A 26,051-nucleotide genomic window follows, 5' to 3' on the forward strand; every position below is an offset into this window, starting at 1 on the left:
ACGAGTTGTTTTTTTTATTCTTTTGTAAAATTGTCTTCGAATGAAATTTAATCCATCTACGCAAACATTCTAAAAAAGGTTTTAAAATATATTTTTAAAATATTACATTTCGTTCAATTCGTTGAACTCGTGTAATGATTTCAATGTGTTTTCGTAAAATAAAATAGCTGCAATAAGGTTTCCTTTATCAGAGTAAGGCATCATTTTTCTTTGAAACTCAACTGTAGTATCTAAGAAAGTAGATGTACCAACTGCCTGAGCATCTAAAACTTTTTTGTGCTCGTTATCGTCTGGAATACCTAAGTCTGCCATCGTAACACCAGGTTTTGTAACCAACGCAATGTAAGGGAGAGTTTTTACTAATACTTTAATTCGCTCAATGTATAATTCCAAAAGTTCTCCTTTTTGCATACCACTCAATTCTTTTTGATCGTGATATTTACGAATAAGAGCAGTTGTACTGATAATACTTCTTGGAGCGTTTTTTGCCTGGGCAGAAACAGCCGCAGTTGTCATGATAAAAAATGCACTAAATAAAATAATTTTCCCTTTCATAAATTCTTATTATATAATTGGTTGTTGATGAAAACAAAAATATAGAAATTAACTTAAATTCAACTTTATTGATTTTTTTTTTCAAAAAAAAAGCTTAAAAAAACCTTAAAAACCAGCGTTATGTCGAGAAAATGTGCGTTTTAACGTGGTTTTTGTTAAAATTGTTAAAATAGAAACCGTAAGATATTCCGCATAAAAAGACACTCATTTTAATTAATAAATAGCCAAAAAAACCGTACGTTTATCGTTTTCAGTAAAAAAATATTAACAAAAAAGTCTTGATATCTGCTCGCGTCAACTAATTTATTAACAAAAGTTAGTTAACATCCCGCAAAGTTTTTAGCAAAAATCAATCATAATCTCATAAATGAAATGCAGCTGATAATCTTTTAATCGAAAATTTTTGACTACATCATTTTCTTCTATCTTTGCTTCATGCAATTTTCACAAATTTTAGGTCAGGATTACATCAAAAGTCACTTGATAAAAAGTGCCTCTTCCGGGCGAATTCCGCATGCGCAATTATTTATCGGACCCGAAGGAAGTGGTACGTTATCTACTGCAATTGCCTATGCCCAGTACATTTTATGCAATAACACAGGGAACGAAAATGAAAACGGAAACGATTCCTGCAATTTGAAATTTCAAAACATTTCGCATCCGGATCTTCATTTTATTTACCCAACCGTTACAACCGAAGATGTTAAAACCAAACCCAAAAGTTTAGACTTTATTCAGGATTGGAGAACCTTCATTCAGGAAATGCCTTACGGCGGATTATTTGACTGGTATAAAATTCTGGGCGTTCAAAACAAACAGGGCGAAATCAGGGTCGAAGATGCACAGGAAGTTCTAAAATCGCTTGCGCTGAAATCATACGAAGGCGGTTATAAAATCATGATTATCTGGATGGCCGATAAAATGAATATCGCCGCTTCAAACAAACTTTTAAAACTACTCGAAGAACCTTCAGATAAAACCATTTTTATTCTGATTTCTGAAAATGAAGAAGACATCATACAAACCATACGTTCTCGCTGTCAGGTAATTCACTTTAACGGACTGCCGGAAAAAGTTATTGCCGATGCTTTGGTTTCTCAGGAAAATATTGATGCTAATGTCGCTAAAAAAATTGCCCATCAGGCACAGGGAAATTTTAATAAAGCACTGCATTTGTTAAAAGAAGATGATTCTGAATATCCTTTCGAACAATGGTTTGTAAACTGGGTTCGTGCGGCTTTCAGAGCAAAAGGAAATGCGGCCGCCATTCAGGATTTAATTTCATGGAGTGAAGAAATTGCCGCACTAGGACGCGAAAGCCAGAAAAAATTCATTCAATTCTGCATCGAAATGTTCAGACAGGCACTTTTACTTAATTATCAAACACCAAGTTTGGTTTACATAGAGCCAAAAGTTGACAAATTTAAACTCGAAAATTTTGCCCCTTTTGTAAATGGCAATAACATTCATGAAATTTTCAAAGAACTTTCAGATGCGATGTATCACATTGAAAGAAACGGAAACGCAAAAATAATCTTAACCGATTTATCTATAAAACTGACTCGTTTAATTCATAAAAAATAGTCCTCAAATGAATAATGCTGCCTCTATTTTATTACTAGCTTTTTTAGCCTTAACTTTTTTACAATCAGGCTATGAGAAGATTTTTTACTGGAAAGATAATGTGGCCTGGCTTAAAGAACATTTTGCCAAAACACCGCTAAAAAATCAAGTGCCTCTTGCTCTTTTTCATTTGCTGGTTGTCGAACTAATTTCCGGAATTTTGTGCGTAGTGGGTGCCATTCAACTACTCACAAACAGCGGTCGTGAATATGGTTTTTATGGCGCTGTATTTTCATGTATATGTTTGTTAATGATGCTTTTCGGACAACGATTAGCCAAAGATTACGATGGTGCAAGAACCATTGTTATATATTTTATCCCTGCTGTTATGGCAGTTTACTGGTTGAATTAAAAAATATGCCACTAATTTCACAGATTCACACAGATTTTTTAATCATTTTAAGCTGTGAAAGCTGTGGCAAAAAAACCGTCTGTTTAGCTGACATCAAAAAAATTTTATTATCAAAAAAATGAATCCAAAACACCCTTCAGAATCCCTAACAATATTAACTGATTTAGTTTTACCAAGCGAAACTAATCCTTTAAACAATCTTTTTGGCGGCGAATTATTAGCCAGAATGGATCGCGCGGCAAGTATTGCTGCCCGCAGACATTCGCGCCGAATTGTGGTTACGGCCTCTGTCAATCATGTGGCTTTCAACAGAGCAATTTCTCTTGGCAGTGTGGTTACTGTTGAAGCAAAAGTCTCAAGATCATTCAAAAGTTCTATGGAAGTTTTTATAGACGTTTGGGTTGAAGACCGCGAATCTGGAAACAGAACAAAAGCAAATGAAGCAATTTACACTTTTGTAGCTGTTGATGATACCGGAAGACCTGTTGAAGTTCCGGCAATTGTACCCGAAACAGAACTTGAAATACAGCGCTTTGAAGCTGCATTGCGCCGTAAACAATTGAGTTTACTGCTTGCAGGCAAAATTAAACCTTCGGACGCGACAGAATTAAAGGCTTTATTTTTATAGTAAAAATTGTAGCAATTTGTAACAATTGGGAAGGGTCAAACTTCAAAAAAAAGAAGTATTTTTACAAAATTACAAGCCTAACAAATAAAAATCAGGAAGTTGTTTGCCTTTTTGATTTTTTTTGAGAGAAAAAATAACAATTTTAGACAAAAAGAAAAGATGAGTTCAGACAAAGAAGCCAAATTAAAAGCGTTACAATTAACGCTTGATAAACTTGACAAAACCTACGGAAAAGGAACCGTAATGAAAATGGGCGACAGAGCCATTGTAGAGGTAGAAACGATTTCTTCTGGCTCACTTGGTGTTGATTTAGCTCTTGGAGTAAATGGTTATCCAAAAGGAAGAATTATAGAAATATACGGGCCAGAATCGTCTGGTAAAACTACATTAACATTACATGCTATTGCCGAAGCTCAAAAAGCAGGCGGAATTGCAGCGTTTATTGATGCAGAACATGCCTTTGATAGAAATTATGCCGAAAAATTAGGCGTTGATATCGAAAACTTAATTATTTCTCAGCCAGACAATGGAGAGCAGGCTTTAGAAATTGCCGAAAACTTAATTCGTTCCGGAGCTATAGACATCGTTGTAATTGACTCTGTAGCAGCTTTAACTCCAAAAAGTGAGATCGAAGGTGAAATGGGAGATTCTAAAATGGGTCTTCATGCACGTTTGATGTCTCAGGCTTTGAGAAAACTAACAGGAACTATCAGTAAAACAAATTGTACTGTTTTCTTCATCAACCAATTACGTGAAAAAATTGGAGTGATGTTTGGAAACCCTGAAACAACAACAGGTGGTAACGCATTAAAATTCTATGCATCTGTTCGTTTAGATATTCGTCGTTCGTCTCAAATTAAAGATGGTGAAAACGTAATTGGAAACAGAACCAAAGTTAAAATCGTTAAAAACAAAGTAGCGCCACCATTTAAAACTGCCGAATTTGATATTATGTACGGAGAAGGAGTTTCTAAAACAGGTGAAATTCTAGACTTAGCGGTTGAATTCGAAATCGTTAAAAAAGCCGGATCATGGTTTAGCTACGGAGATACAAAATTAGGACAAGGCCGTGATGCCGTAAAAGCTTTAATTAAAGATAATCCTGAATTAGCTGATGAATTAGAGGTGAAAATTAAAGCTCACATCAAAGAATTAGCAGATGCATAATATCTCATAATAGTATTTAAAATCAATACTTTATATACAAACCCAATAGCTTAAAAGTTGTTGGGTTTTTTATTTTCAAAAAAAAATTAAAAACGACGCAACCTTTTTCAAATAAATCCATCTAGTTATAAGACACCCCGATTTGCTGGTATTGCCATAATATCCATTTCGGCGTTTTTAGAATAAATTTGGTTGGTTGATTCGACAAAAGTCCGTTAGTTTCCTGAACTAACGGATTTTTTTATCTCTTTTTTTTGTTTTTTTTTATCATTCGACGCAACCTTTTACATTTTCTTCTCTCTTCATAAAGTATGATATTAACTTGAGTTTATATTTTTTTTAAACTCTTTATTACCAACCTTATAATATTTTAACCATGAAAGAGAAAATAGAAGTGTTGTTGATTAAAAACCGAAAAAAAACCAAATTAAAATTTAAAAAAGTATTACGATTTATCTCAGAAAAAATAATACATAGATAAGCTTTTTGAATATAAAAGGGGTTTTAGTTCAAAAGAAAACCCGATAATTCCGAGGCTTCGGGATTGTCGGGTTTATTATTTAAATTAAGCTTTTAAATCTTTCTTTTTAAATTCGAGTAACGTTTTATAAATCAATTGTCTCACAGTATCCCGAAGCTCTTTTCTGTTATCAGATGTCAGACCGCTTGTTTCAATAAAAGGCAAAACTTTTCCACGCATTTTTCCCGGACTTCCACTTAAAAAAGTATAAGAAAATCGTTCTTTATTATCGGGAAAAACAATGGGTACAATTGGAATTTGATGTTCTATAGCAAGTCTAAAAGCACCGTCTTTAAACTCATCCAGTAAAATAGATTCATCATCAGGAACACCTCCCTCAGGAAAAATACAAATGCTTAAACCTTGACTTAACCGGTCTTGAGCTCTTTTAAAAACTTCATTTTTACTTTTCGAAGAATTTCGGTCTACCAAAATACAGGTTCTCTTGTAGAAAAACCCAAATAACGGAATTTTCACCAGTTCTTTCTTTCCCACAAAAACAAATGGATTTCTAATAATGGCAAGCATCAGCATAATATCTGTCATTGAGGTATGGTTTGCCACGATCATATAGCTCGTATTTTTAATAAGCTTTTGTTCTCGTTTCACTTTGTAATAGAAACCCATGCCAAAAAGGATGAATTTAGCCCAAATGCGGGCCATTTTAAAGAAATAGGGATATCCTCTTTCTGAGATGATAGAAATAAGCAAAAACGGCAGCATAATCAGTATTGGAACCGCCATTAAAATATAGAACCAAATGCGCCAAATAATCCAAAAAATAATCTTTAATCCTTTCATGGTTTCAAATGTAAGAAAACAGAAGTGAATTTAATTTCAGACTCATAGATTTTTTAGAATATTAGCCTTTTCTAATAAATAAAACTTTGAAATAGCACAGATGTTCAATAAACTTTGCAGACTTTACGAAAACTTTGCGAACTTTGCAGTTATAAAAAAACTTCACGAACTTCGCAGTTAAGAAAAAAACTAGAATGGCAAAAATACTTACTGGTGTTCAGAGTACTGGAACACCGCATTTAGGCAATTTATTGGGAGCAATTATCCCTGCAATTGAATTATCGAATGATCCTGCAAATGAATCTTTTTTGTTTATTGCTGATTTACATTCGATTACACAAATTAAAGATGGTAAAACATTAAGAGAAAACACTTACAGCACTGCCGCTGCTTGGCTTGCCTGTGGTTTAAATCCTGATAAAGTAACTTTCTACAGACAATCTGATGTGATTCAAACTGCAGAATTAACCTGGTATTTAAGCTGTTTTTTTCCATTCCAGCGTTTAACTCTGGCCCATTCTTTCAAAGACAAAGCTGATCGCTTAGACGATGTTAATGCCGGACTTTTTACCTATCCGATGTTAATGGCTGCCGATATTTTACTTTACGATGCAGAGTTTGTTCCGGTTGGAAAAGACCAATTGCAGCATTTAGAAATTACGCGTGATGTAGCTTCACGTTTTAATCATCAAATGGGAGAAACATTTGTAATTCCAGAAGCTAAAATTCAGGAAGACAGCATGCTGATTCCAGGCACAAATGGTGGAAAAATGAGTAAATCAGCCAATAATATTATCAATATTTTCCTTGATGATAAAGTGCTTCGCAAACAGGTTATGAGTATTGAAACAGACAGCACGCCACTTGAAGAACCAAAAAACCCAGATACTTGTAATGCTTTTGCAATTTATTCTTTATTAGCAAACGAGGCTCAAATTGCAGAAATGAGAGCGAATTATCTGGGCGGAAATTATGGTTATGGCCACGCAAAACAAGCTCTTTTTGAATTAATTACAGAGAAATTTAAAACAGAAAGAGAAAAATACAATTACTACATGAACAATCTTGACGAGGTAAATGCTTTATTAAAGAAAGGCGCTGCAAAGGCTTCAGTTGTTGCTGATGGTGTTTTGGCCAAGGTTCGTAATGTTCTCGGATTTGAGAATTAAAAAAATTACAATTTCTTCATTATCATAAACCTCTTGTTTTTACAGGAGGTTTTTTTTATTCAAAAAAAGATCTCAACTCATTTTAAATTTGTAAATTCATAATAATGAAATGTTTATAAATTTTAAATTAAAAAATAATGAACAAATATATTGAAGATTACGACATTCCGCCTTATCTGTTTCAAGTTCTAAATATACTTTTTGGACTTTTGGCCATCTACATTTTATATCGATTATTTAAGCACTTTAGAAAGAAAAACTAAAGTTTAAAATAAGCTTTTATTCTCTTAAACAGCTTCAAACATTTTGCCGGGCAAAGGCCTTATAATGCCTTTCAGCTCCATATTTACCAACGTGCCGGAAATTCTAAAAATGGGTAAATTACATTCTAAAGCAATAATATCAAGTAATTCTTTACCATTCTTTAAAAGAAAATCATAAATTTTCTGTTCATAAGGATCAAGATCAATAAACAGTTGTTTTTGAATGGCTTGAGGTTTCTTTTCAATATCCCAATTCAACACATAAATCAAATCTGCTGCACAGGTAAGCACATTTGCTTTTTGGGTTTTAATCAGATCATTACAACCCTGACTATACCTATCTGTTACCCTTCCAGGAACAGCAAAAACATCACGATTATAATCGTTAGCTAAATTGGCCGTGATGAGTGATCCGCCTTTATCAGCCGATTCAATTACAATTGTAGCTTCACTGATTCCGGCAACAATTCGGTTACGGCGAACAAAGTTTTCTTTGTCAGGACTTGCAGAACTCCAAAATTCTGTAATAAAACCGCCGTTTTCTTCCATTTTCGCCATATATTTTTTGTGCACTCGCGGATAAATCTGGTTTAATCCGTGTGCCAAAACTCCAATAGTCTGTAAATTGTATTCCATTGCAAACTGATGCGCCACTATATCAACTCCGTATGCAAAACCGCTTACAATTACTGGATCAAGAAGAGCCAGATCCTCAATCAGTTTCCTGCAGAATTCTGTTCCGTACGAAGTAATCTGCCTCGTGCCTACAATACTAATTATTTTTCGGTTTTTCAAATCGATATTTCCACCCGAAAAAAGTAAAACCGGCGAATCTATACAATGTTTTAAGCGATCCGGGTAATTTTCATCCTGAAAAAAAGAAACATCTATATTGTTTTTTCTAATAAAAGCGAGCTCTTGATCTGCCTTCTCAAAAATTATTTTATCTTTTAAATTCTTTAATAAAACTGAACCAACTCCATCTATTCCAGCTAATTGATTCAATTTTGAATTCAAAACATTTTCTGCATTTCCACAGTAATTCAATAACTTTTTGGCCATAATATCTCCTACTCCATCCACTTTCATTAAGGCTAATAAATAAAATAATTCCTGATCTGACATTTTGCAAAAATATTATGTAAAATAGAATTAGAAACTCTATTAAATTATTAGTGCAAATATGGTTAAAATAAAGTAATTTCTTAATAAATATTACATTTTAAACTTGTCTTGTTTTATAAAAACTAATAAGGCAATTATTAAAATACTGAGAATTAATTGTCTATAAAAAAATGAGAATTGTTAATAAAAATTGTGAATAAAATTTTGATAACTATATTCATTACATAACTTTGTTACTATGAAAATCGAAGTATATATCTCGCAGTTATTGTATCGTTATCAGTGTGTAACGGTTCCTGGGTTTGGAGCATTTTTAACCGAAATTCAGTCAGCACAGCTGAATGAAAGCACTAATTCGTTTTTTCCACCCAAAAAAATGATTTCTTTTAACAGTCGTTTGAAAAACAATGACGGACTGCTGGCAAATCATGTTGCCCAGGCAGAAAATACATCATATGGTTTTGCTGTAAGCGCTATCGCATTTGAAGTGCAAAGCTGGAGACAAACACTGGAAGAAAATGGTGTTATCAGTCTAAAAAATATTGGCGATCTGCGTTTAAATTCTGAAAATAATATCGTTTTTACACCAAACGAACAGATTAACTATTTGTCCACTTCTTTTGGATTGGCGCCTTTTGTTTCTCCGTTGGTGAAAAAAGAAATTTTTGATAAAAAAATCGAGCAGATTTCAGAAAGAGAGCCTGTTGCATTATATGAAAATGACGAACCAAAATCATCTGGTTCTTTCTTAAGATACGCCGCTATTTTTGTTCTTGGTCTTGGAATTACGGGAAGTATTGGATATCCATTATATCAAAATCAAATCGCAGCACAAACACTTGTTGTTGAAGGAAATGTTCAGAAAAAAGTTCAGAACAAAATTCAGGAGGCAACATTTGTTATTCAAAATCCAATGCCTGCTGTAACACTGGCTGTTGATTCTGCAAAAGTAGAAACTGCCGAAAAATTAATGCCTTATCATATTATGGCTGGAGCTTTTAGAAGCGAAGCAAATGCCAGAAAAGCATATAACCAATTAATTAAAGATGGTTATAATGCCAGAATGCTGGGCGAAAATAAACACGGCTTATTCCCTGTTTTGTATGGAAGCTATGCAACTATGTCAGAAGCTGAAAAAGCGCAAAAAGAAATTCAGAAAGGTGAAAATCCAGATGCCTGGATTCTTGTCGAAAATTTATAAAAACTGAAAATCCTATTCCTAACGAATAGGATTTTTTTTGTCTTATTCTGTTATTTTTAAAAATTCTTCGGGTAACTTTTATTTTCTTCATCTTATAATTTCGTCATTAAAATAAATTATAAAAATGATGAATAAAATTTTAAAAACATTTGCTGTTCTGTTATGCATAATGAACTCGCAATTCTTTTTTGCACAACAAATTATAACAGATCAAAAAGCACAGGAATTAGAATTAAAAAAAGCCGAAAAAGAAGCCCAAAAGGTTTCGGATCAGAATCATAAAAAGCTTGATGATAAAATTTCAGAATTAAAAAAACAGCAGAAAGAAGAGAATACAAAAAAGAAAAATCTCATCAAGTCTGAAAATAATCTGAAGTCTACAAAAGAGAAAATAAGCAAGCTGGAGCTTGAAAACCAAAAAATCGAAAGCAAAATTAAGTCATCTTCTCTTTCTGATGAAAAAATACAAAAGCAGAGGATTAAAACTAAAGAAAACGAACTCCAGATTCAAAAATTAAAATTAAAGCAAATAACGCAGCAAAAAGAACTTGAAAACGCTATGTCTGCCTATTAATAGCAAAGCCAATTCGTATTGAATTGGCTTTTTGTTTATCGTGGAACAATTTTCGCATTTTGAGAAAGAATCTCTTTCTCGTTCTGGTATATTGTTAAAGTGGCAGGCGGAGAATTTGATGGACCCAAAACCATGATGTAACATTCGTAAAGATAAGCGCCTTTTTTAAAATCAAATTTACTGTTTCCTCCGCTTCCCTCCGCACTCCATTTTCCGTTAGAAATAATCAAATCCGGTTTTTCACTCATTGGCTTTTTAATAGCCCAGGAAGCATAGCGGTAATTCTCATTTCCTAAATCGTCAATTCGAATTCGAAACTTAGATGTTTCCAAAACATACAACGGTTTTTTAAAACTGGCTATACTGGAATGCAGGTTTTTCTTTTGACCCGAGATTAGTCTGTCTTTCAATTCCCTTTCATATCCAGACTGATAGTTTATCGTTTTCAATTTTCCGTCAGTATCAAACCAAATCGTTCCGTTATTCAGCATAATACCGCGCCAGCCAACTTCTGACCAGTCTTTAGCGGGTTTTGACGATATTATTTCTTTCTTCAAAGCAGCATCAAAAATTTCAGAATATCGCTTTATAAATTCCGCTTTGTTCTTGATTGAAGGAATAGGATTTTCTCTGTTCAACGGATAAGAAATGATCTTTGCAATTTCTTCTTTCTTATCGTCTTTTACGTTATCGATAAAGGTTTGAATGAATTTTTGGTGTTCTTTTTTTAGTTCCTGCCCTGAGACATTTGTGACTGAAAAAATAACTAATGTAATGTATATGAGCTTTTTCATAATTTCTATTTTACATAATGTTTTATTATAATAATCCGAAAATTCCACCTGAGCTTTCGTCATCAAATTCTAAACCTAAGTTACAAAATCTAAAATCAATTAATACTTGCTTTGAACATTTTAAGTTCGTCCCATGTAAATTCATCACCGTATTTTTCCTTAAGAGGATTTAGAGATTCTTCCTGATAAAACTGGAAAGCATCCCGAAGCGCAAGTATTTTGTCGTATGGAAGGACATCTGAAATATCAACTTTCTTAGCCTGAATTAGTTTTATTAAATGCGTTTCCACAGTTTGAACGGTAAGTTTCCTGAGTCGTGCGATATCTTCAATAGAATTTTTAGCAAGCCACAATTCGTGCGTTTCTTCTATAGTGGTCTTTTTTTCGCCTTTTTGTTCTGTTTTATCAACTTTTTTGGCCGTATAACGTGTAACAGGCTCATCAACCTGAAACATGTCTGTATTAGTCATTTTATGCTCATCTCTGATTTTGGAAATCTTATCCGTTTTGTAATTTTTAATAGCCGGAGAAGTTAATTTTTCCTTTGAAATTGTTTCACGGGAAACGACAATCTCAATCAGCAGTTTGGCTTTCATTAAACGCAAAACTGCTTTCGTTTGAAGATCATCCAGAAAAGCCAGTTCTTCGTAGAATTCCTTTACTTTTTTAAATTTCTGAATTTCAGCCATTTTATTCAAAAGATCCGTAACCAGTTTGTCCATTGGTTTAAAGAAATAATCATAGGCAGCCACTACCCTTTCCTGAACAAAATACATGTCAACGGTTTCTTTGTTAAAAATTTTATTCAGCTGCTGAACGAATTTCTGTGCCGGATCTGCAAGACCATCAATAATTTCTAATCGTTTATGTGCCCATACCGCATGCTTTGATTTTTCAGAACTGGCTGCATTTTCATTGTAACTAAATCGATGATTGCGCCATTCTTGTACCAAATCAGTCCAGTTAAAGCTATTAATCAAATAGTTATGAATAAAAATCTTGGTTTCGAAATGAAGCGAATTTTTTAAGACTTCTTCGGTTGCTTTGTTCAAAGCGTAGTCCATTACATCCTGATCGTTCGAAAGACCATTCATTTGTATCTGAGAAAGCAAAATAAGGCCTTTTAAGGAAGTTAAACGCGATAATGCTACATAGGCCTGCCCGGGCAGAAAAACCTGCGATACATCAAGCGCTGCTTTCTCAAAAGTTAATCCCTGACTTTTATGAACCGTAATGGCCCAGGCCAGTTTTAGCGGATAATGCGCAAAAGTGCCCAGAACCTCTTCTTCAATCTCTTTTGTCAGTTCGTTTACTTTGTAACGAATGTTTTTCCATTCGTATTTTTCAACTTCGATCGTTTTGTTTTCTTCAGGAAAATGAACAAAAATTTCCTCGGGAGAAAGGGATTTTATCACGCCCATTTTTCCGTTGAAATATCTCTTTTCAAAAGACAAATCGTTCTTTACAAACATAACCTGAGCGCCCACTTTGAGCTTTAGATTTTCTTCAACCGGAAAAATTTTCTCCGGAAAATCTCCCACAACAAAAGGCTGAAAAGAATGCTCATTACCAGGAAGATCACCTATTGCCTGTTCGTTTATAGCATCTGCTTTTGCATTATGAGTGGTCAATGTAATAAAACCCGGGTTGTTTTTTAAGTCAAAATCGGGTTGTACATATTGGTTTAAAACCTCAATATCTTCTTTAGTGATTTGGTTGTTTCGAAGATTGTTCAAAACAGAAATAAAAACGTCATCGCTTTGGCGATAAATCTTAGATAATTCGATATATAAAGGCGGATTGTGCTGCATTACATGCGAATGGAAAAAGAATTTTCCTTTGTAATAATTTCGCAATGTCCGCCATTCTTCATCCCGAATAACAGGAGGTAATTGCAGTAAATCGCCGATAAAAAGCACCTGAACACCTCCAAAGGCTTTTGTGTTTCTGCGTACTGTCTGCATCATAAAATCTATAGCATCCAGCAGATCAGCTCGAAGCATACTGACCTCGTCTATAATCAGCAATTCCATATTGCGGATTACATTACGCTTCACATTATTCATTTTAAAATGCCTTCGAAGTGATTCTTTATTTTCGAATTTTACTGTTTCTGTAAACTGCGAACTCTCTTCATAAGTGGGCAAAAAAGCCGAAAAGGGCAGCTGAAACATCGAATGAATCGTTACACCACCTGCATTTAGTGCCGCAATTCCGGTTGGAGCTACAACAACAGTATTTTTATGCGTAGTTTCAATGATTTTACGCAATAAAGTTGTTTTTCCTGTACCGGCTTTACCTGTCAGGAAGATTGATTTTTGCGTTTGATTTATGAATTGTAATGTATAAGCTGCAGCTTCTGTAACGTTTTGCATTCGGCAGGTATTAAAGGCCCAAATATCGGACTTTTATAAAAGAAAAAAACCTAAATCTGTAAGAGATTTAGGTTTTTCATTTAGTTTAGTTAGTTTGGCAGTTTATTATTTTTTAGCCTCTTCTTTTGCGGCTGGTTTATCTTCTGCTTTTGGAGTTGCTTTGTATTTATCATTCAAAGCTTTAACTATTTCTTTTGTAATATCATACTTATCTTCAGCATACAATACTGTTGCAGCATCACCAGTTCCGTAGATATAAGAATAACCATTTTTCTTCCCGTAATCTTTAATGAATTTTTTAACTCCGCTTACAAGAGAATCCATTTCAACACCGCTTTCTTGCTGTAATTGTTGTGATAATGCTTGTTGAGCATAACCTAATTGCTGCTCTCTTTTTTGTAATTCAGCTCCTCTTTGTTGCGCCCAAGCTTGACCATTTGCTTGTGCCTGACTTTGAAAATTAGCAGCGTCTTGTTTAAAACGAGTAATTTCAGCTTGCAGTTGTCTTCCTTTTTCTTCCGCTTGAGCTTTGTATTTAGCTTCAAGGTCTTTTGCTTCAGTGTACTCTTTCATTAAAACTGAAGTATCTACGTAAGCTGTTTTTACTTCCTTAACTTCTGTTGCTTTATTACACGAAACAACCAAAATTGAAAGTGCGATAATTACTAATGCTTTTTTCATTTTCTAAATTTCTATTTTTTTTATTGTATGAAAGACAAAAATATAAAAAAATAAATAGCATCGACATAAAGTTTAAAAAATGCCCTAATTTTATGATATTAGTTTTATTTATTGATCAAATTTTTATCATAAAATATCGCTATTAAAAACGGCTTTAATAGCTTTTATTTAAGACCTCTTCTATAAAAAGACGACACTAACCCCCGATTTACCTCAGAAAATACTTTAAATGCGCTTATTTTAGGTTTTAGCTGTTTTTTAAAGCTTAAATATACAGCAAATACATCTTTGTAATCGAAACGATAAAAATGGACTTAAAAACTCAAATTGAAATAAAAATCCAGTCGGCATCATTTTCAAAAAATGGCAAAAATAAATTCAATAAGATAAAATAAAATTTCCTCCATTTTTTTCGCGTATAGAAAAAATTGAAAGCACAAAAAAACAGCACAAAATTTCGAAAAATCAGGCTGTTTTTATGGTATTGTTTTTATTTATGAAGCAAGATTTTATAATAAAATATCGCTATCAAAAGTGGCTTTCACAGCCTTTATTTAAAGCCTTTTCTAAAAAAAGACAACACAAACCCTCATTTTATATCAGAAAACGCTTTAAACGGGCTTATTTTACGTTTTAGCTGTTTTTTAAGACGTAAATGTGCGACGAATACTCTTTTGTACTCGATGCTTTTAAATTGGAACGTAAACCAATGAAAAAAGCACGAATAAAATTCATTTTTCCAGTTTTATATTTTTCAGACAAAAGACTCACATAAAATGAATCAAATTTCATTGGCAAAACTTTTTCAAGTTTCATATCGACTTTTTCAAAAAGCGATTGAATGGCTTTTTTTGAGAAATGCCAAAAATGAATTGGCACATCAAAAGCTGCCCAAAATTCTTTATAGTATTTTGCATCGTATGATTTAAAATTTGGAACCGCAACAATTAAAGTTCCAGTTGGTTTTAATAATCGTTTCAATTCCTGAATTTGCAGTTCTAAATTTGGAACGTGTTCTAAAACGTGCCACATCGTAATTACGTCAAAAGAATTATTTTCAAGCTGGCTGATTTCTTCTACAAACGGAATTCCTTTTTGCTTTGCAATATTTTTTGCGCGGTCGCTTGGTTCTACTCCAATTGTTTCCCAACCATCATTTTTTGCCGTCAATAAAAAATCACCGGTTCCTGCACCGATGTCTAAAATTTTTCCTTTTTGTGATTGTTCTGAATTAATTAAATTCAGCTTATTTTTTAAGGCAATACTTTTGACAAAATGATAAGCTTTTTCAAAAACAGAACGTTTGTTATCTGTGTGCGAAATATAATCTTCACTTTCGTAATATCTTCCTAAATTTTCTAAATCTGGCTGCGGAGAAGTGATCAGCATATCCAGATTTTCATCATAATACAAATCGAAAATTTCTTTTGAAACAGAATGGTCTTTTACAGTAAGAAAATGTTTTTTATTTAAAACGTCCATTTTTTAATTATAGGTATTTTGGTTTAATTTTTATAGCAAACCCAAAAACTGAAAATTCAGTTTTTGGGTTAGTTTTTTAGTACTTATATTTTTTTTAGCTTTTCCAATTTATTTTTACAGCCGACATTTTTTCATTTTCAATTCTTGTTTCTGTCAAAATTGAAAATCCATTTTTAATATAAAATGGCATTGGAGATTTATAAAATTCGTTGTTTTGTTTTAATTCGTTTTCCTGATCAATAACCCAGCCATTCAAACTTTTATTTTTCTTTTTAAGTTCATTGATCAAAAGTGAGCCATTTCCTTTTCCCTGAATTTGATGATCTAAAATTATAGCAAACCAATTTTCTTTTTCTCTTAAAAAAGTAAATGTCAATCCAATGATTTTATTCAAATCATCAAACAGCAAATAATGTTTTGTATTCAATAGTCCATTTAAATATAAATCAAAATCTTCAATAGTATTCAAATGTAATCGCTCTGGATATTCATTATTCCAAAGCTCACGTAAAACTTCTTTTTCTTCTATCGATAAAATCTCTTTTTCAATAATCATGATTAGCAATGGAGATCGTCGTTCCTCGGAATGACAAACTATGTCAAAAATATCTATAATACTTTTCTATTTTCAAAATAGTTTCACGTGGAACATAATTATTTTGTTTCAAGTTTTAAGTTTCACGTGGAACATTTGTAGTTTTCAGTCTCAGTTTTCAGTCTCAGTTACAAAAAACTGAAAACTAAAAACTGAGACTGAAAACTTATTTACCTTCCCATATAAATCAAAAGCACGGAAATATCACTTGGAGACACACCGCTGATTCTTGATGCCTGCGAAATTGTAACTGGTCGAATTTTACTCAGTTTTTGTTTGGCTTCAATCGACATGGATTTAATTTTATTATAATCGAAATTCTCCGGAATTTTCACTTCTTCCAAACGAGTTAGCTTATCAGCGTTGTTTCTTTCCTTTTCGATATAACCAGAATATTTTACCTGAATTTCGGCCTGCTCTAAAATTTCTTTATCTAAACTATTTTCTTCAACATACGCTTTCACTTTTTCAAATTTCAGCATATCCTCTAAATCAATTTGTGGACGAGAGAAAACTTTAAACATTTTATCGCCTTGTGTAATTGGAGCGGTTTCTTTCGCTTCTAAAATTGGATTCGTTTCTGCAACCGAAACACTTGTTTCTTTAAAAAATGCAACCATCTTTTCAGACTCGTTTAATTTTTGCTCCATTCGGCGTAAACGTTTTTCAGAAGCAAGACCAATTTCGTATGACATTGGAGTCAATCTGAAATCAGCATTATCTTGTCGCAACAATGTTCTATATTCTGCTCTTGATGTAAACATTCGATAAGGCTCTTCTGTTCCTTTCGTAATTAAGTCGTCGATCAAAACTCCAATATAAGCTTCATCACGTTTTAAGATTAACGGCGCTTTTTCGTGCACTTTTAAATGTGCATTTATTCCAGCCATCAAACCTTGCGAAGCTGCTTCTTCATATCCCGTTGTTCCATTAATTTGTCCGGCAAAATATAAACCTTCAACAAGCTTTGTTTCCAAAGTATGTTTTAATTGCGTCGGCGGGAAATAATCATATTCGATCGCGTAACCCGGACGGAAGAATTTCACTTTCTCAAAACCGGCAACAGAACTCAAAGCTTTAAACTGAATATCCTCCGGAAGCGAAGTTGAAAATCCGTTTACATAAACTTCGCAAGTATTCCACCCTTCCGGTTCAACAAAAAGCTGGTGACGTTCTTTATCAGCAAAACGATTAATTTTATCTTCGATCGAAGGGCAATATCTCGGACCTAAACTTTTAATTCTTCCATTAAACATTGGCGAACGATCAAAACCTTCTCTCAAAATATCATGAACCTCGAGCGAAGTGTATGTCATGTGACAAGACCTTTGATGCGTTAAAGGAACCGTTAAATCCGAATAAGAAAACTTATCCGGAACTGCATCTCCTTTTTCTTCGTTCATTTTAGAATAATCCAAAGAACGACCATCAACTCTTGGTGGCGTTCCTGTTTTCATTCTTCCCGCTTCAAATCCTGCTTTAATCAAATCTTCGGTAATTCCGGTTGCAGCACTTTCTCCTGCTCTTCCTCCTCCAAATTGTTTTTCTCCAATATGAATCAAACCATTCAAAAAAGTTCCGTTTGTCAACACAACCGACTTTGACCGAATTTCAACACCAAGCGAAGTTCTAATCCCTTTAATTTTTCCGTTCTCGATAATCAGCCCTTTTACCATTTCCTGGTAAAAATCTAAATTTGGAGTTCCCTCCAGCATCATTCTCCATTCTTCCGCAAAACGCATTCGATCACTTTGAACTCTCGGCGACCACATTGCAGGTCCTTTTGATTTGTTCAACATCTTAAATTGAATTGCGGTTCGATCCGAAACAATCCCGGAGTATCCTCCAAGCGCATCGATCTCACGAACAATTTGTCCTTTTGCAATTCCTCCCATTGCAGGGTTGCAAGACATCTGGGCTATGTTCTGCAAACTCATTGTAACCAATAAAGTTTTAGATCCTAAATTTGCGGCCGCTGCCGCGGCTTCAGATCCAGCATGACCGGCACCAACTACAATAACATCATACTCTTCTAAAAACATTTTGTTTTATTATTCTCTGCAAACCGTTTAGGGCAGTTCTCAGAATTAAATTTTCTTTTCTTTTTGTTCCACGTGGAACTACACTAACATGCAATTTTCAAATTTCCAAATTCCAATCATGAAACTGAAAATTTTAACTTCAAACATTATACTGTTTCACGTGGAACATTTATACACAAGCAACGTTTCCAAATTATCAATCTGTTCCACGTGGAACAGATTTAAAAACTAAAACTAAAAACCAAATTATTCAAGAGCTTTTATGTTCCACGTGAAACATCACTTAAATCAAAGCTTAAATAAATCATCTTAAAAAATTTTATAACAACGTTCCACGTGAAACAATAACATATTACTTTAAAAAAATTTAACATGTTTCACGTGGAACATTGATGATTGTGGTTTTATAAATTTCAAGATTATAATTCAGATTACTGTTCCACGTGAAACATCGCAATCTTTTCATCCTCTTTCGAACGCATAAGTTCTGCATCAGCATCACTTTTATCTTTGTATCCACAGTAATGTAATATACCGTGAGCAAGAACACGTTTTAATTCTTCTTCAAAAGAAACATTAAAATCTTTTGCATTGTCTTCTACTCTTTCAACAGAAACAAATATATCTCCGTTTAATTCGTTACCAACCGTATAATCAAAACTGATAATATCTGTTAGTGTATCGTGGTTTAAATATTCTACATTTATTTTATGCAGGTATTCATCATCACAAAAAATATAATTTATTTCTCCTTCACTTTTCTTTTCGGAAACAATAACAGCGCTCAACCAATCCGTAAAAGCTTGTTCGTTGTCTAAAGAAAATTCGGTTTCGTAATTAAAGTTTATCATTTTGTATTAAAATATTCTTGAACCTTTTGATTAAAATTCGAGCGCAAAGGTAGCGATTGTCTATTTAAAATCTCTACACTGTTTAAATAATCAGTTAATGAACTTGGCAAAGCATTGGAACGATTAGAAAATTCAGTCTTGTTTGTTTCAGATTGACGCTTCGTATCTTGACCTTGTTCCTGAACTGCATTGTTTAATTTTAATAATTCTTGCTGAATATTTAAAATCCTTTGCAAGTTTTCATTCTTAAATCCTTTATTCAAAATCTGCTTTTCTGAATTTTTCATCTGATCGATAACAGATTTACCTTGTGAGTCTAATCCTTTTTTAGCTAACTCCTTTTGCAAAGCTTCACGAAGTTTCACTTGCTCTTTATAAATCTCCATTATCTTTTCAGCATCTCCTTCTCCATCTTCACCTTCATTTCCATCTTTACCTTTACCTCCTTCTTTGGATCCTTGTCCATTTTTACCCTGTCCATTTTTCCCGTCTTTTCCATTTCCTTCTTTACCTTGTCCGTTTTCTTTACCCTGACCTTGTTTTCCTTCTCCTCCTTTTCCTTGCTGACCACTTCCTGGTTTATCTCCCGGCTTCATTCCTTCTTTCATTTTATCTGCCAAACCTTTTTGTTTTTGAATAATATCCGGAAGCTGCATTCCTTGTCCATCACCTGGTTTTGGTTTTCCCGTTCCTGGTTTAGACATCTGCATCTGCATATTATTTAAAAGATCACTTAAAAAATCTGCCAGTTTATTTGCTGATGATACTGCATACTGTTGATGAGAAACTCCTTTTGGTATTTGTACATCAGTTAAAACTTCAATCGCTTTATCCATATTATATTGTACGTTGCCAATTTCTTTAGTTACATCTTCTGCAATTTTTGGGTTTCTTAACGACATTGCAAACAAACTATCATCAACATGACGGAACTGTTGTTTTAAATTCTGCTGAATTTTGATGTTCTTCGTATAGGCAGAAGAACCTAGTTTCATCGATTTAAATTGTTTCATTACATCTTCCTGAGATAATGAAAAAGCTAAAAGGTTATCCAAAATCTGACGAAGCATGGCAACATCTTCTTCCAGTTGTTCTTGTTCACCACCTTCCATACTTGACTCCATTTGCTCAGCCATTGACTTCATTTTCTTTGAAGCACTTTTTTGTTTTGGCTTGGCCGAAGAAGTATTCTTTTTATTCAGTTCTTCCGAAGCTTTATTCAAATCATTCTCTACCTCTTTTTCTTTAGATGCATCTTTAGGAATATCCAACGGAGATTTTAAACTATTATTTTCATCCTTTAAATCTTTGAGATCTTCCTTAATTTTATCAAATGACTTATTGATATCGTCCTGCTTCTCTTTTGTATTTTCGTTATCTTTATTAGAAAGCTGCTCTTGTTTTTCTGCTAGCTTATTTAGTTTTTCCGCAACCTGATTTGCTTTCTTTTCTACATAAAAACGCTTTGTCAACTCAACTAATTGTTCTAAATTACGAGATTGATTTTTGCTGATTTGTTTGAATTTTTCCATCTTATCAAACAGCTCTTCACTATTTAATTTATCGTTTAAGTTCTTTAATTCATCCAGAAGCTTTTGATTCTTTTCTAAATCTTTCTCTGCATTGTCTAAACGTTTTTGTAAATCATCAGCAGTTTTGTCTTTCTTTTCAGATTGGAATTTATCTAAATTCTTATTCATTTTTTCAGCAAACTGTTTCATCATTTCGTCTTGTTGTTTCTGACGTTTGATAAAATCATTGATTTTTTGCTGATCCTTAAACTCTAAATTATCTTTTTCTTTTCCGGTGTTTTTTAGTTTATCCATTTCAGAAAATTGCTTTTCCTGATTCTTTAATGATTTTGATAAACTATTAATATTAGCATTTTGCTGTTGCAATTCTGCATCCTGAATTTCATCTGTAGTAGAAACACGATCTGAAAAAGTCGATGACTTTGTACTCTTAAATCCATGCAAAGCATCATTATCAAAAACCTCAAAATAGTATTCATAAAATACTCCTTCTTCTACTGCAAGGTTACTTGGAAAGTTAAAAACGAACTGATCAAATACTGCCTGCTTTACAGGAATAGTTCCACGCTTTGCAGTTTGTGGTTTGCCATGTTCGTAATAAACAATTTGCAATTTTGATAAGCCATAGTCATCACCTAGTCTTCCTAAAACATAATTCTTATCCAGCTTTAAACTATCCGGAGCCGGCGAAACTGTAATCGTTGGATGCTGATCTTTGATAACAGACAGCTGATAATCCAGTTTTTCATAGTTTTTAACCTTATTATTAGAAGTAAGAATTTGATATTCTGTATTTTGGCTGATATTTTTAGCCAATTTAAACTCGTTTTCGGCTTTATTAAACTTCAAAATTGAGCTTTCATCTTTCCATACTACTTCCTGAGTCGATTGGGTTTTCATTTTCCAGGTCACAGTTGTTCCTTCCGGTACAATTGCATTTCCGGTTCCCTGAATAGTTTCTGATTTCTTTTTTAAATAAGAAGGAAAATTCAAAACCATTTCGAAGTTGGCAATGGATGGAACTGTTATCACTTTTAGTTCATATTCATTTGATGAAACTGAATTTCCTTCAAAAGAAAAATGAACATCTGCTGTTGGTTTTTCAATCTTAAATTCAAACTTTCCGGTTTGGGAAGATTCCATAAAATAGCTTTCATTACCGATATGGATCATGACATTTTCCGGAACAACGTTTCCTTCGGTTTCTACTTTTACAATAAAATCTTTGTTTTGTTCTGTCTGAAGATTGTTATTTAGAACTACAAATTTGAAAGGAGCCGGAGGTAAAAACGAAGCATTAAAATGCACCACTCTATTAAAACTTTGTGAAATTATATTGCTGTTTCCGGAAACAAAAAACACTGCAAATAGCAAAACCGGAATTAAAGCTAACGGTAAATACTTTTTGTTTGAATTAAAATTAATAGCATTCCCAAAAGGAATTGGCTGTAATGAATTTGCTTTTTGTTCTATAGAAGCCAGCATTAATTCTGAACTTTCGGCTGTATTTTCATTTGAAGAAAGCTGTAAAAAGTTCGTCAGCTTATCACTTACCTCTGTAAAATGATTTCCAATAATTTCCGAAGCCTGTTTATAATCGATTCCTTTTTGAAGTTTGAACAACTTAAAAATTGGAAATAAGATAAATCGAAACAACAGAAAACCTTCTACCGCAATAAAAATCCAAAATAAAAGTGTTCTTCCTACTGGTTTAAGCCAAAGAAAATACTCTATAAAAAGCGTAAACAGAAAATATAACAATCCGAAACCAATAAAAAGAAGTCCTCCTTTTATCAATTCATTCATATAATATTTTTTAATAAAAGCCTCTAACTTTTGATATATAGCAGATGATGTTTTCAAAATAAAATCTCTTATGATTATAACCCATAAAAGTAGTAATTATAACGATAAGTCTGAAAGTCAAAAGTCGAAAGTCAAAAGTTTAGTACACAGCTAAAAACCTTTCTAACTTTCGACTTTTGGCTTTTGACTAATATCGTATCTTTGCATCAAAATTTAAACAAAATGTCAAAGCAAGTTCGAGTGCGTTTTGCACCAAGTCCGACTGGACCATTACATATTGGCGGAGTTCGTACTGCCCTATTTAATTATTTATTTGCAAAAAAACATAATGGTGTTTTTTATCTGAGAATTGAAGATACAGATCAGACCCGTTTTGTTCCAGGTGCCGAAGTTTACATTATGGAAGCGCTGGAATGGTTAGGGATTTCTCCTGAAGAAACCGTTGGAAAAAATGAAAAATTTGGTCCGTACAGACAAAGTGATCGTAAAGATTTATACCTAAAATATGCAGATCAACTGATCAATTCAGGTTGGGCATACTATGCTTTTGATACTCCGGAAGCTCTTGATGCTTTAAGAAAAGAACAAGAAGCCGAAGGGAAAACATTTATTTATAATCACACAAACCGTGAAAAATTAGATACGTCTTTAGTAATTTCTACTGATGAGGCAGCTAAAAGAATTGCAAATGGCGAACATTATGTAATTCGTTTTAAAACTCCGGTTGATGAAACTTTACATTTAAAAGATATCATTCGTGGTGATGTTAAATTCGAAACCGGTTTACTTGATGATAAAGTATTGTTTAAAAGTGACGGAATGCCAACATACCATTTAGCGAATATTGTGGATGATCACTTGATGGAAACTTCACACGTAATTCGTGGTGAAGAATGGCTGCCATCTATGCCCCTTCACGTTTTATTATACAGAGCTTTTGGCTGGGATGCTCCGGAATTTGCACATTTACCTCTGATTTTAAAACCGGTTGGAAATGGAAAATTATCAAAAAGAGATGGTGATAAACTAGGATTTCCTGTATTTCCATTGGAATGGAAAACGGAAGAAGGTGTTTCATCTGGTTACAGAGAGAAAGGATTTTTCCCGGAAGCGGTTGTAAATTTCCTTGCTTTGTTAGGATGGAATGACGGAACTGATAAAGAATTATTTTCATTAGAAGAATTAGTAGAGTCTTTTGACCTAAACAGAGTTCATAAATCCGGAGCAAAATTTGATCCGGAGAAAAACAAATGGTTCAATCACCAATACTTAATCAAACAAAATGATGCTGATTTAGCGAAAAGCTTCTCTCCTATTTTGGTAGAAAAAGGTGTTGATATTTCTAATTTTGATGTTACAAGAATCGTTTCTTTGATTAAGGAAAGAGCAAATTTTGTTTCTGAATTTTGGGATTTGACTGATTTCTTTTTCCACGCGCCAACATCTTACGATGAAAAAGCAAGCAAAAACTGGAAGGAAGAAACACCGGCTTTAATGCAGGAATTGATTTCTGTTTTAGAAAATATTGAAGATTTTACTTCTGCAAATATTGAAACTATCGTAAAAGATTGGTTAACTAAAAATGAAATTGGAATGGGTAAAGTAATGCAGCCTTTCCGTTTAAGTTTAGTTGGAGCTTTGAAAGGTCCTCACCTATTTGATATTGTTGAAATCATTGGGAAAGAAGAAACTATTTCAAGAATTCAAAAAGCAATTGAAACTTTATAATTAAAATTCAGTTCAAAATAGAAACGCTAAGAAACATCTAACAAATGTTCTTAGCGTTTTTTTAATCTCTAAAAATTTTCATTTAGAAGAATTTTCGTAATTTACCAAAATCAAAAATATAAACTATATAACCATGAGTACAGCATTTATTATCTTATTAGTACTAGCATTCTTCATTTTCATGTCTTCTTTCTTTACAGTAAAACAACAAAGTTCTGTAATTATAGAAAGATTTGGAAAATTTCATAGTGTTAGAAATTCAGGATTACAATTAAAAATTCCTTTGGTTGACAGACTGGCCGGACGAGTAAATCTTAAAATTCAACAGTTAGATGTTATCATCGAAACCAAAACAAGAGACAATGTTTTCATTAAAATGAAAGTTTCGGTTCAGTTTAAAGTTATCCAGGACAAAGTTTACGATGCTTTTTACAAACTAGAATATCCACATGATCAGATTACAGCTTATGTATTTGACGTAGTTCGTGCCGAAGTTCCTAAACTAAAATTGGACGATGTTTTTGAAAGAAAAGATGATATCGCAATTGCAGTAAAAAGAGAATTAAATGAAGCCATGACAACTTACGGTTATGATATTATCAACACTTTGGTTACTGATATTGACCCGGACATTCAGGTAAAAAACGCCATGAACAGAATTAACGCTGCCGATAGAGAAAAAACAGCGGCAGAATTTGAAGCCGAAAGTTCAAGAATCAGAATCGTAGCAAAAGCAAAAGCCGAAGCTGAAAGTAAACGTTTACAAGGTCAAGGTATTGCAGATCAGCGTCGTGAAATTGCAAGAGGTCTAGTAGAAAGTGTTGAAGTTTTAAATAATGTAGGTATTAATTCTCAGGAAGCTTCTGCCTTAATCGTCGTAACACAGCATTATGATACGTTACAAGCAATTGGTGCCGATGCAAATTCTAATTTAATTTTATTACCAAATTCTCCTCAGGCAGGAAGTGATATGTTGAATAATATGGTTGCATCCTTTTCAGCATCAAATCAAGTTGGCGAAATGATGAAAAAACACAATAAAAAAGTAGAAAAACCAAAACCAATTCAGCCCCAATCTGGTTATGAAGATGATATTCAACCAGATGTTCAAATATAATTTAAAATAAAAAAGAGGCTTAACTGCCTCTTTTTTTATTTATAAACCAACCTATTAGATAAGGTAAAATAGATTGAATTATTTTTACATATGAATTTGAAAAGTAATCTTTATAAGATGAAACAAATCCGTTTACGATATTTTGCGCTGTTATACTTTCCTTAGTTTTCTGAAAACTCAAAACTAATTTTTGATAATTAATATCTTTCTCTAATTTTAAAATTTCCAAATCCCGGTCAATTTCAGCATAAGATGAGTATTTTTTCTTTTCCATAATTTCCTAATCATTAAAAAATATTTCTGAAAACTTTTCTAAAATCGGCCCTTCAACAATCTTATCTTTTATCAGAAAAAGTAAAATTGTAAATAAAAGATAAATCCCTCCTACTGCTAAAAAGCCAAGAGCATTACTTCCAAATAAATCTCCAAAAGCATATGCTGCCGCAAAAGATCCAAAAAGTAAAACCATACTAAAACACAACAATATCAAAGTAAACTTAAAAATTAAAGTTGTTGATTTCATTGCAACTTTAAAACCCCAGAGTTTATAATAAGCTAAATGACTGTCTATGTAAACTTTAGTTTTATCCTGAATTTTTTCGGTATTTTCTTTTAACTCTTCAAAAGCCATAATTAATTTTTTAAATAAAAAAAGCACAAAACCGTCTTATAAAAATAAGCAGGTTATGTGCTTTTGTATAAATATTATTTTTGAAGTTTAGCGTTCTGTGCTTTTAAATCAGCCAATTTAGTTTCTAAAAAAGTGATCACTTCTTCTGTTTTATGACTTACATTTGAAAGTAAATCAGTCAGTGTTCCGTCCAGGTTTTGTGTTGCACTGGTAAATTTTTCACGAAGAACTTCTGAACTTGCTTCAAAAGAATCCTGCAAATTATGTTTTGCATCATCAATCCCTTCTTTAATTTTAGCGCGAGTTTTAGACCCTTTATCTGGAGCAAATAAAATTCCGATTGCCGCTCCTACTGCAGCACCAGCTAAAATTGCTGCAATTGTCTTTGAATTATTTGACATAATATTCTTGTTTAAGTGATTAATAAAGATACTCTTTT

24 protein-coding genes are annotated in these 26,051 nt (G+C 33.1%); 10 read left to right on the plus strand and 14 right to left on the minus strand.

The annotated features are described in order from the left end of the window. Positions 1-102 precede the first annotated feature (102 nt). Positions 103-555, minus strand: a complete 453-nt coding sequence (locus BKM63_RS05985; protein ID WP_071635724.1) for a hypothetical protein — start codon at positions 553-555, stop codon at positions 103-105. A 435-nt stretch (positions 556-990) separates the two neighbouring features. Between BKM63_RS05985 and BKM63_RS05990 the strand changes: the two genes are divergently transcribed. From BKM63_RS05990 to recA, 4 genes are all read left to right on the plus strand, one after another. Beyond that, a complete protein-coding gene (locus BKM63_RS05990; RefSeq protein WP_071635725.1) occupies positions 991-2,139 on the plus strand; it encodes an ATP-binding protein in 1,149 nt (382 codons plus the stop codon). Between the two features lie 7 nt (positions 2,140-2,146). Then, positions 2,147-2,530 (plus strand): DoxX family membrane protein, encoded by a 384-nt coding sequence (locus tag BKM63_RS05995; protein WP_071635726.1) that lies wholly within the window; start codon positions 2,147-2,149, stop codon positions 2,528-2,530. Between the two features lie 118 nt (positions 2,531-2,648). After that, positions 2,649-3,158, plus strand: coding sequence for an acyl-CoA thioesterase (locus BKM63_RS06000; protein ID WP_071635727.1), 510 nt, complete (start codon positions 2,649-2,651; stop codon positions 3,156-3,158). A gap of 159 nt (positions 3,159-3,317) precedes the next feature. Beyond that, a complete protein-coding gene (recA, locus tag BKM63_RS06005; RefSeq protein WP_053474356.1) occupies positions 3,318-4,325 on the plus strand; it encodes a recombinase RecA in 1,008 nt (335 codons plus the stop codon). Between the two features lie 565 nt (positions 4,326-4,890). Here recA and BKM63_RS06010 read toward each other — a convergent pair. After that, a complete protein-coding gene (locus tag BKM63_RS06010) occupies positions 4,891-5,646 on the minus strand; it encodes a lysophospholipid acyltransferase family protein (protein WP_071635728.1) in 756 nt (251 codons plus the stop codon). A gap of 194 nt (positions 5,647-5,840) precedes the next feature. Here BKM63_RS06010 and trpS point away from each other — a divergent pair, with 194 nt between their 5' ends. Continuing rightward, positions 5,841-6,815: a tryptophan--tRNA ligase gene (gene trpS / locus BKM63_RS06015; protein WP_071635729.1), complete on the plus strand. Its 975-nt coding sequence runs from the start codon at positions 5,841-5,843 to the stop codon at positions 6,813-6,815. Between the two features lie 137 nt (positions 6,816-6,952). Further along, complete coding sequence (locus tag BKM63_RS24035; protein ID WP_278248012.1) at positions 6,953-7,078, plus strand: hypothetical protein; 126 nt, start codon at positions 6,953-6,955, stop codon at positions 7,076-7,078. Positions 7,079-7,102: 24 nt separating this feature from the next. Here BKM63_RS24035 and dprA read toward each other — a convergent pair whose 3' ends face one another. Beyond that, positions 7,103-8,203, minus strand: a complete 1,101-nt coding sequence (gene dprA / locus BKM63_RS06020) for a DNA-processing protein DprA (RefSeq protein WP_071635730.1) — start codon at positions 8,201-8,203, stop codon at positions 7,103-7,105. A 238-nt stretch (positions 8,204-8,441) separates the two neighbouring features. Here dprA and BKM63_RS06025 point away from each other — a divergent pair, with 238 nt between their 5' ends. Both BKM63_RS06025 and BKM63_RS06030 read left to right on the plus strand, forming a co-directional pair. Beyond that, positions 8,442-9,404 (plus strand): SPOR domain-containing protein, encoded by a 963-nt coding sequence (locus tag BKM63_RS06025; RefSeq protein ID WP_071635731.1) that lies wholly within the window; start codon positions 8,442-8,444, stop codon positions 9,402-9,404. Positions 9,405-9,528: 124 nt separating this feature from the next. Next, positions 9,529-9,978, plus strand: coding sequence for a hypothetical protein (locus BKM63_RS06030; RefSeq protein WP_071635732.1), 450 nt, complete (start codon positions 9,529-9,531; stop codon positions 9,976-9,978). A gap of 35 nt (positions 9,979-10,013) precedes the next feature. Here BKM63_RS06030 and BKM63_RS06035 read toward each other — a convergent pair whose 3' ends face one another. The 8 genes from BKM63_RS06035 to BKM63_RS06070 all read right to left on the minus strand — a co-directional run bounded on the left by BKM63_RS06035 (position 10,014) and on the right by BKM63_RS06070 (position 22,136). Continuing rightward, positions 10,014-10,772 (minus strand): hypothetical protein, encoded by a 759-nt coding sequence (locus tag BKM63_RS06035; protein ID WP_083572203.1) that lies wholly within the window; start codon positions 10,770-10,772, stop codon positions 10,014-10,016. 95 nt (positions 10,773-10,867) lie between these two features. Then, a complete protein-coding gene (locus BKM63_RS06040) occupies positions 10,868-13,147 on the minus strand; it encodes a helix-turn-helix domain-containing protein (RefSeq protein WP_071635734.1) in 2,280 nt (759 codons plus the stop codon). Between the two features lie 105 nt (positions 13,148-13,252). Beyond that, entirely contained in the window at positions 13,253-13,828 is a 576-nt protein-coding gene (locus BKM63_RS06045; RefSeq protein WP_071635735.1) for an OmpH family outer membrane protein, read from the minus strand. A 633-nt stretch (positions 13,829-14,461) separates the two neighbouring features. Then, on the minus strand, positions 14,462-15,310 hold the full coding sequence (locus BKM63_RS06050) for a class I SAM-dependent methyltransferase (RefSeq protein ID WP_071635736.1): 849 nt from the start codon (positions 15,308-15,310) through the stop codon (positions 14,462-14,464). A 94-nt stretch (positions 15,311-15,404) separates the two neighbouring features. Beyond that, positions 15,405-15,866, minus strand: a complete 462-nt coding sequence (locus BKM63_RS06055) for an N-acetyltransferase (RefSeq protein ID WP_071635737.1) — start codon at positions 15,864-15,866, stop codon at positions 15,405-15,407. Between the two features lie 209 nt (positions 15,867-16,075). Next, the gene (gene mnmG / locus BKM63_RS06060; protein ID WP_071635738.1) at positions 16,076-17,947 is read right to left on the minus strand and encodes a tRNA uridine-5-carboxymethylaminomethyl(34) synthesis enzyme MnmG; all 1,872 of its coding nucleotides are present in this window, start codon (positions 17,945-17,947) and stop codon (positions 16,076-16,078) included. Between the two features lie 431 nt (positions 17,948-18,378). Next, entirely contained in the window at positions 18,379-18,798 is a 420-nt protein-coding gene (gene ybeY / locus BKM63_RS06065; RefSeq protein ID WP_071635739.1) for an rRNA maturation RNase YbeY, read from the minus strand. Further along, positions 18,795-22,136 carry a coiled-coil domain-containing protein gene (locus BKM63_RS06070; RefSeq protein WP_242661106.1) on the minus strand — a complete coding sequence of 1,114 codons (3,342 nt, stop codon included), beginning with the start codon at positions 22,134-22,136 and terminating at the stop codon, positions 18,795-18,797. Before BKM63_RS06070 ends, ybeY begins: the two co-directional genes overlap by 4 nt. A 222-nt stretch (positions 22,137-22,358) precedes the next feature. Between BKM63_RS06070 and gltX the strand changes: the two genes are divergently transcribed. Then, positions 22,359-23,864 carry a glutamate--tRNA ligase gene (gltX, locus tag BKM63_RS06075; RefSeq protein WP_071635741.1) on the plus strand — a complete coding sequence of 502 codons (1,506 nt, stop codon included), beginning with the start codon at positions 22,359-22,361 and terminating at the stop codon, positions 23,862-23,864. A 133-nt stretch (positions 23,865-23,997) separates the two neighbouring features. After that, on the plus strand, positions 23,998-24,981 hold the full coding sequence (locus tag BKM63_RS06080; protein WP_071635742.1) for an SPFH domain-containing protein: 984 nt from the start codon (positions 23,998-24,000) through the stop codon (positions 24,979-24,981). Positions 24,982-25,000: 19 nt separating this feature from the next. Here the strand turns inward: BKM63_RS06080 and BKM63_RS06085 are convergent, their stop codons facing one another. The 3 genes from BKM63_RS06085 to BKM63_RS06095 all read right to left on the minus strand — a co-directional run bounded on the left by BKM63_RS06085 (position 25,001) and on the right by BKM63_RS06095 (position 26,013). Further along, the gene (locus BKM63_RS06085) at positions 25,001-25,255 is read right to left on the minus strand and encodes a DUF6327 family protein (RefSeq protein WP_071635743.1); all 255 of its coding nucleotides are present in this window, start codon (positions 25,253-25,255) and stop codon (positions 25,001-25,003) included. A 6-nt stretch (positions 25,256-25,261) separates the two neighbouring features. Beyond that, a complete protein-coding gene (locus tag BKM63_RS06090) occupies positions 25,262-25,612 on the minus strand; it encodes a competence protein (RefSeq protein WP_071635744.1) in 351 nt (116 codons plus the stop codon). A gap of 74 nt (positions 25,613-25,686) precedes the next feature. Further along, entirely contained in the window at positions 25,687-26,013 is a 327-nt protein-coding gene (locus BKM63_RS06095) for a YtxH domain-containing protein (RefSeq protein WP_071635745.1), read from the minus strand. Positions 26,014-26,051 lie beyond the last annotated feature (38 nt).

Origin of the sequence: Flavobacterium johnsoniae (assembly GCF_001879205.1) — a bacterium.
Lineage (GTDB): Bacteria > Bacteroidota > Bacteroidia > Flavobacteriales > Flavobacteriaceae > Flavobacterium > Flavobacterium johnsoniae_A.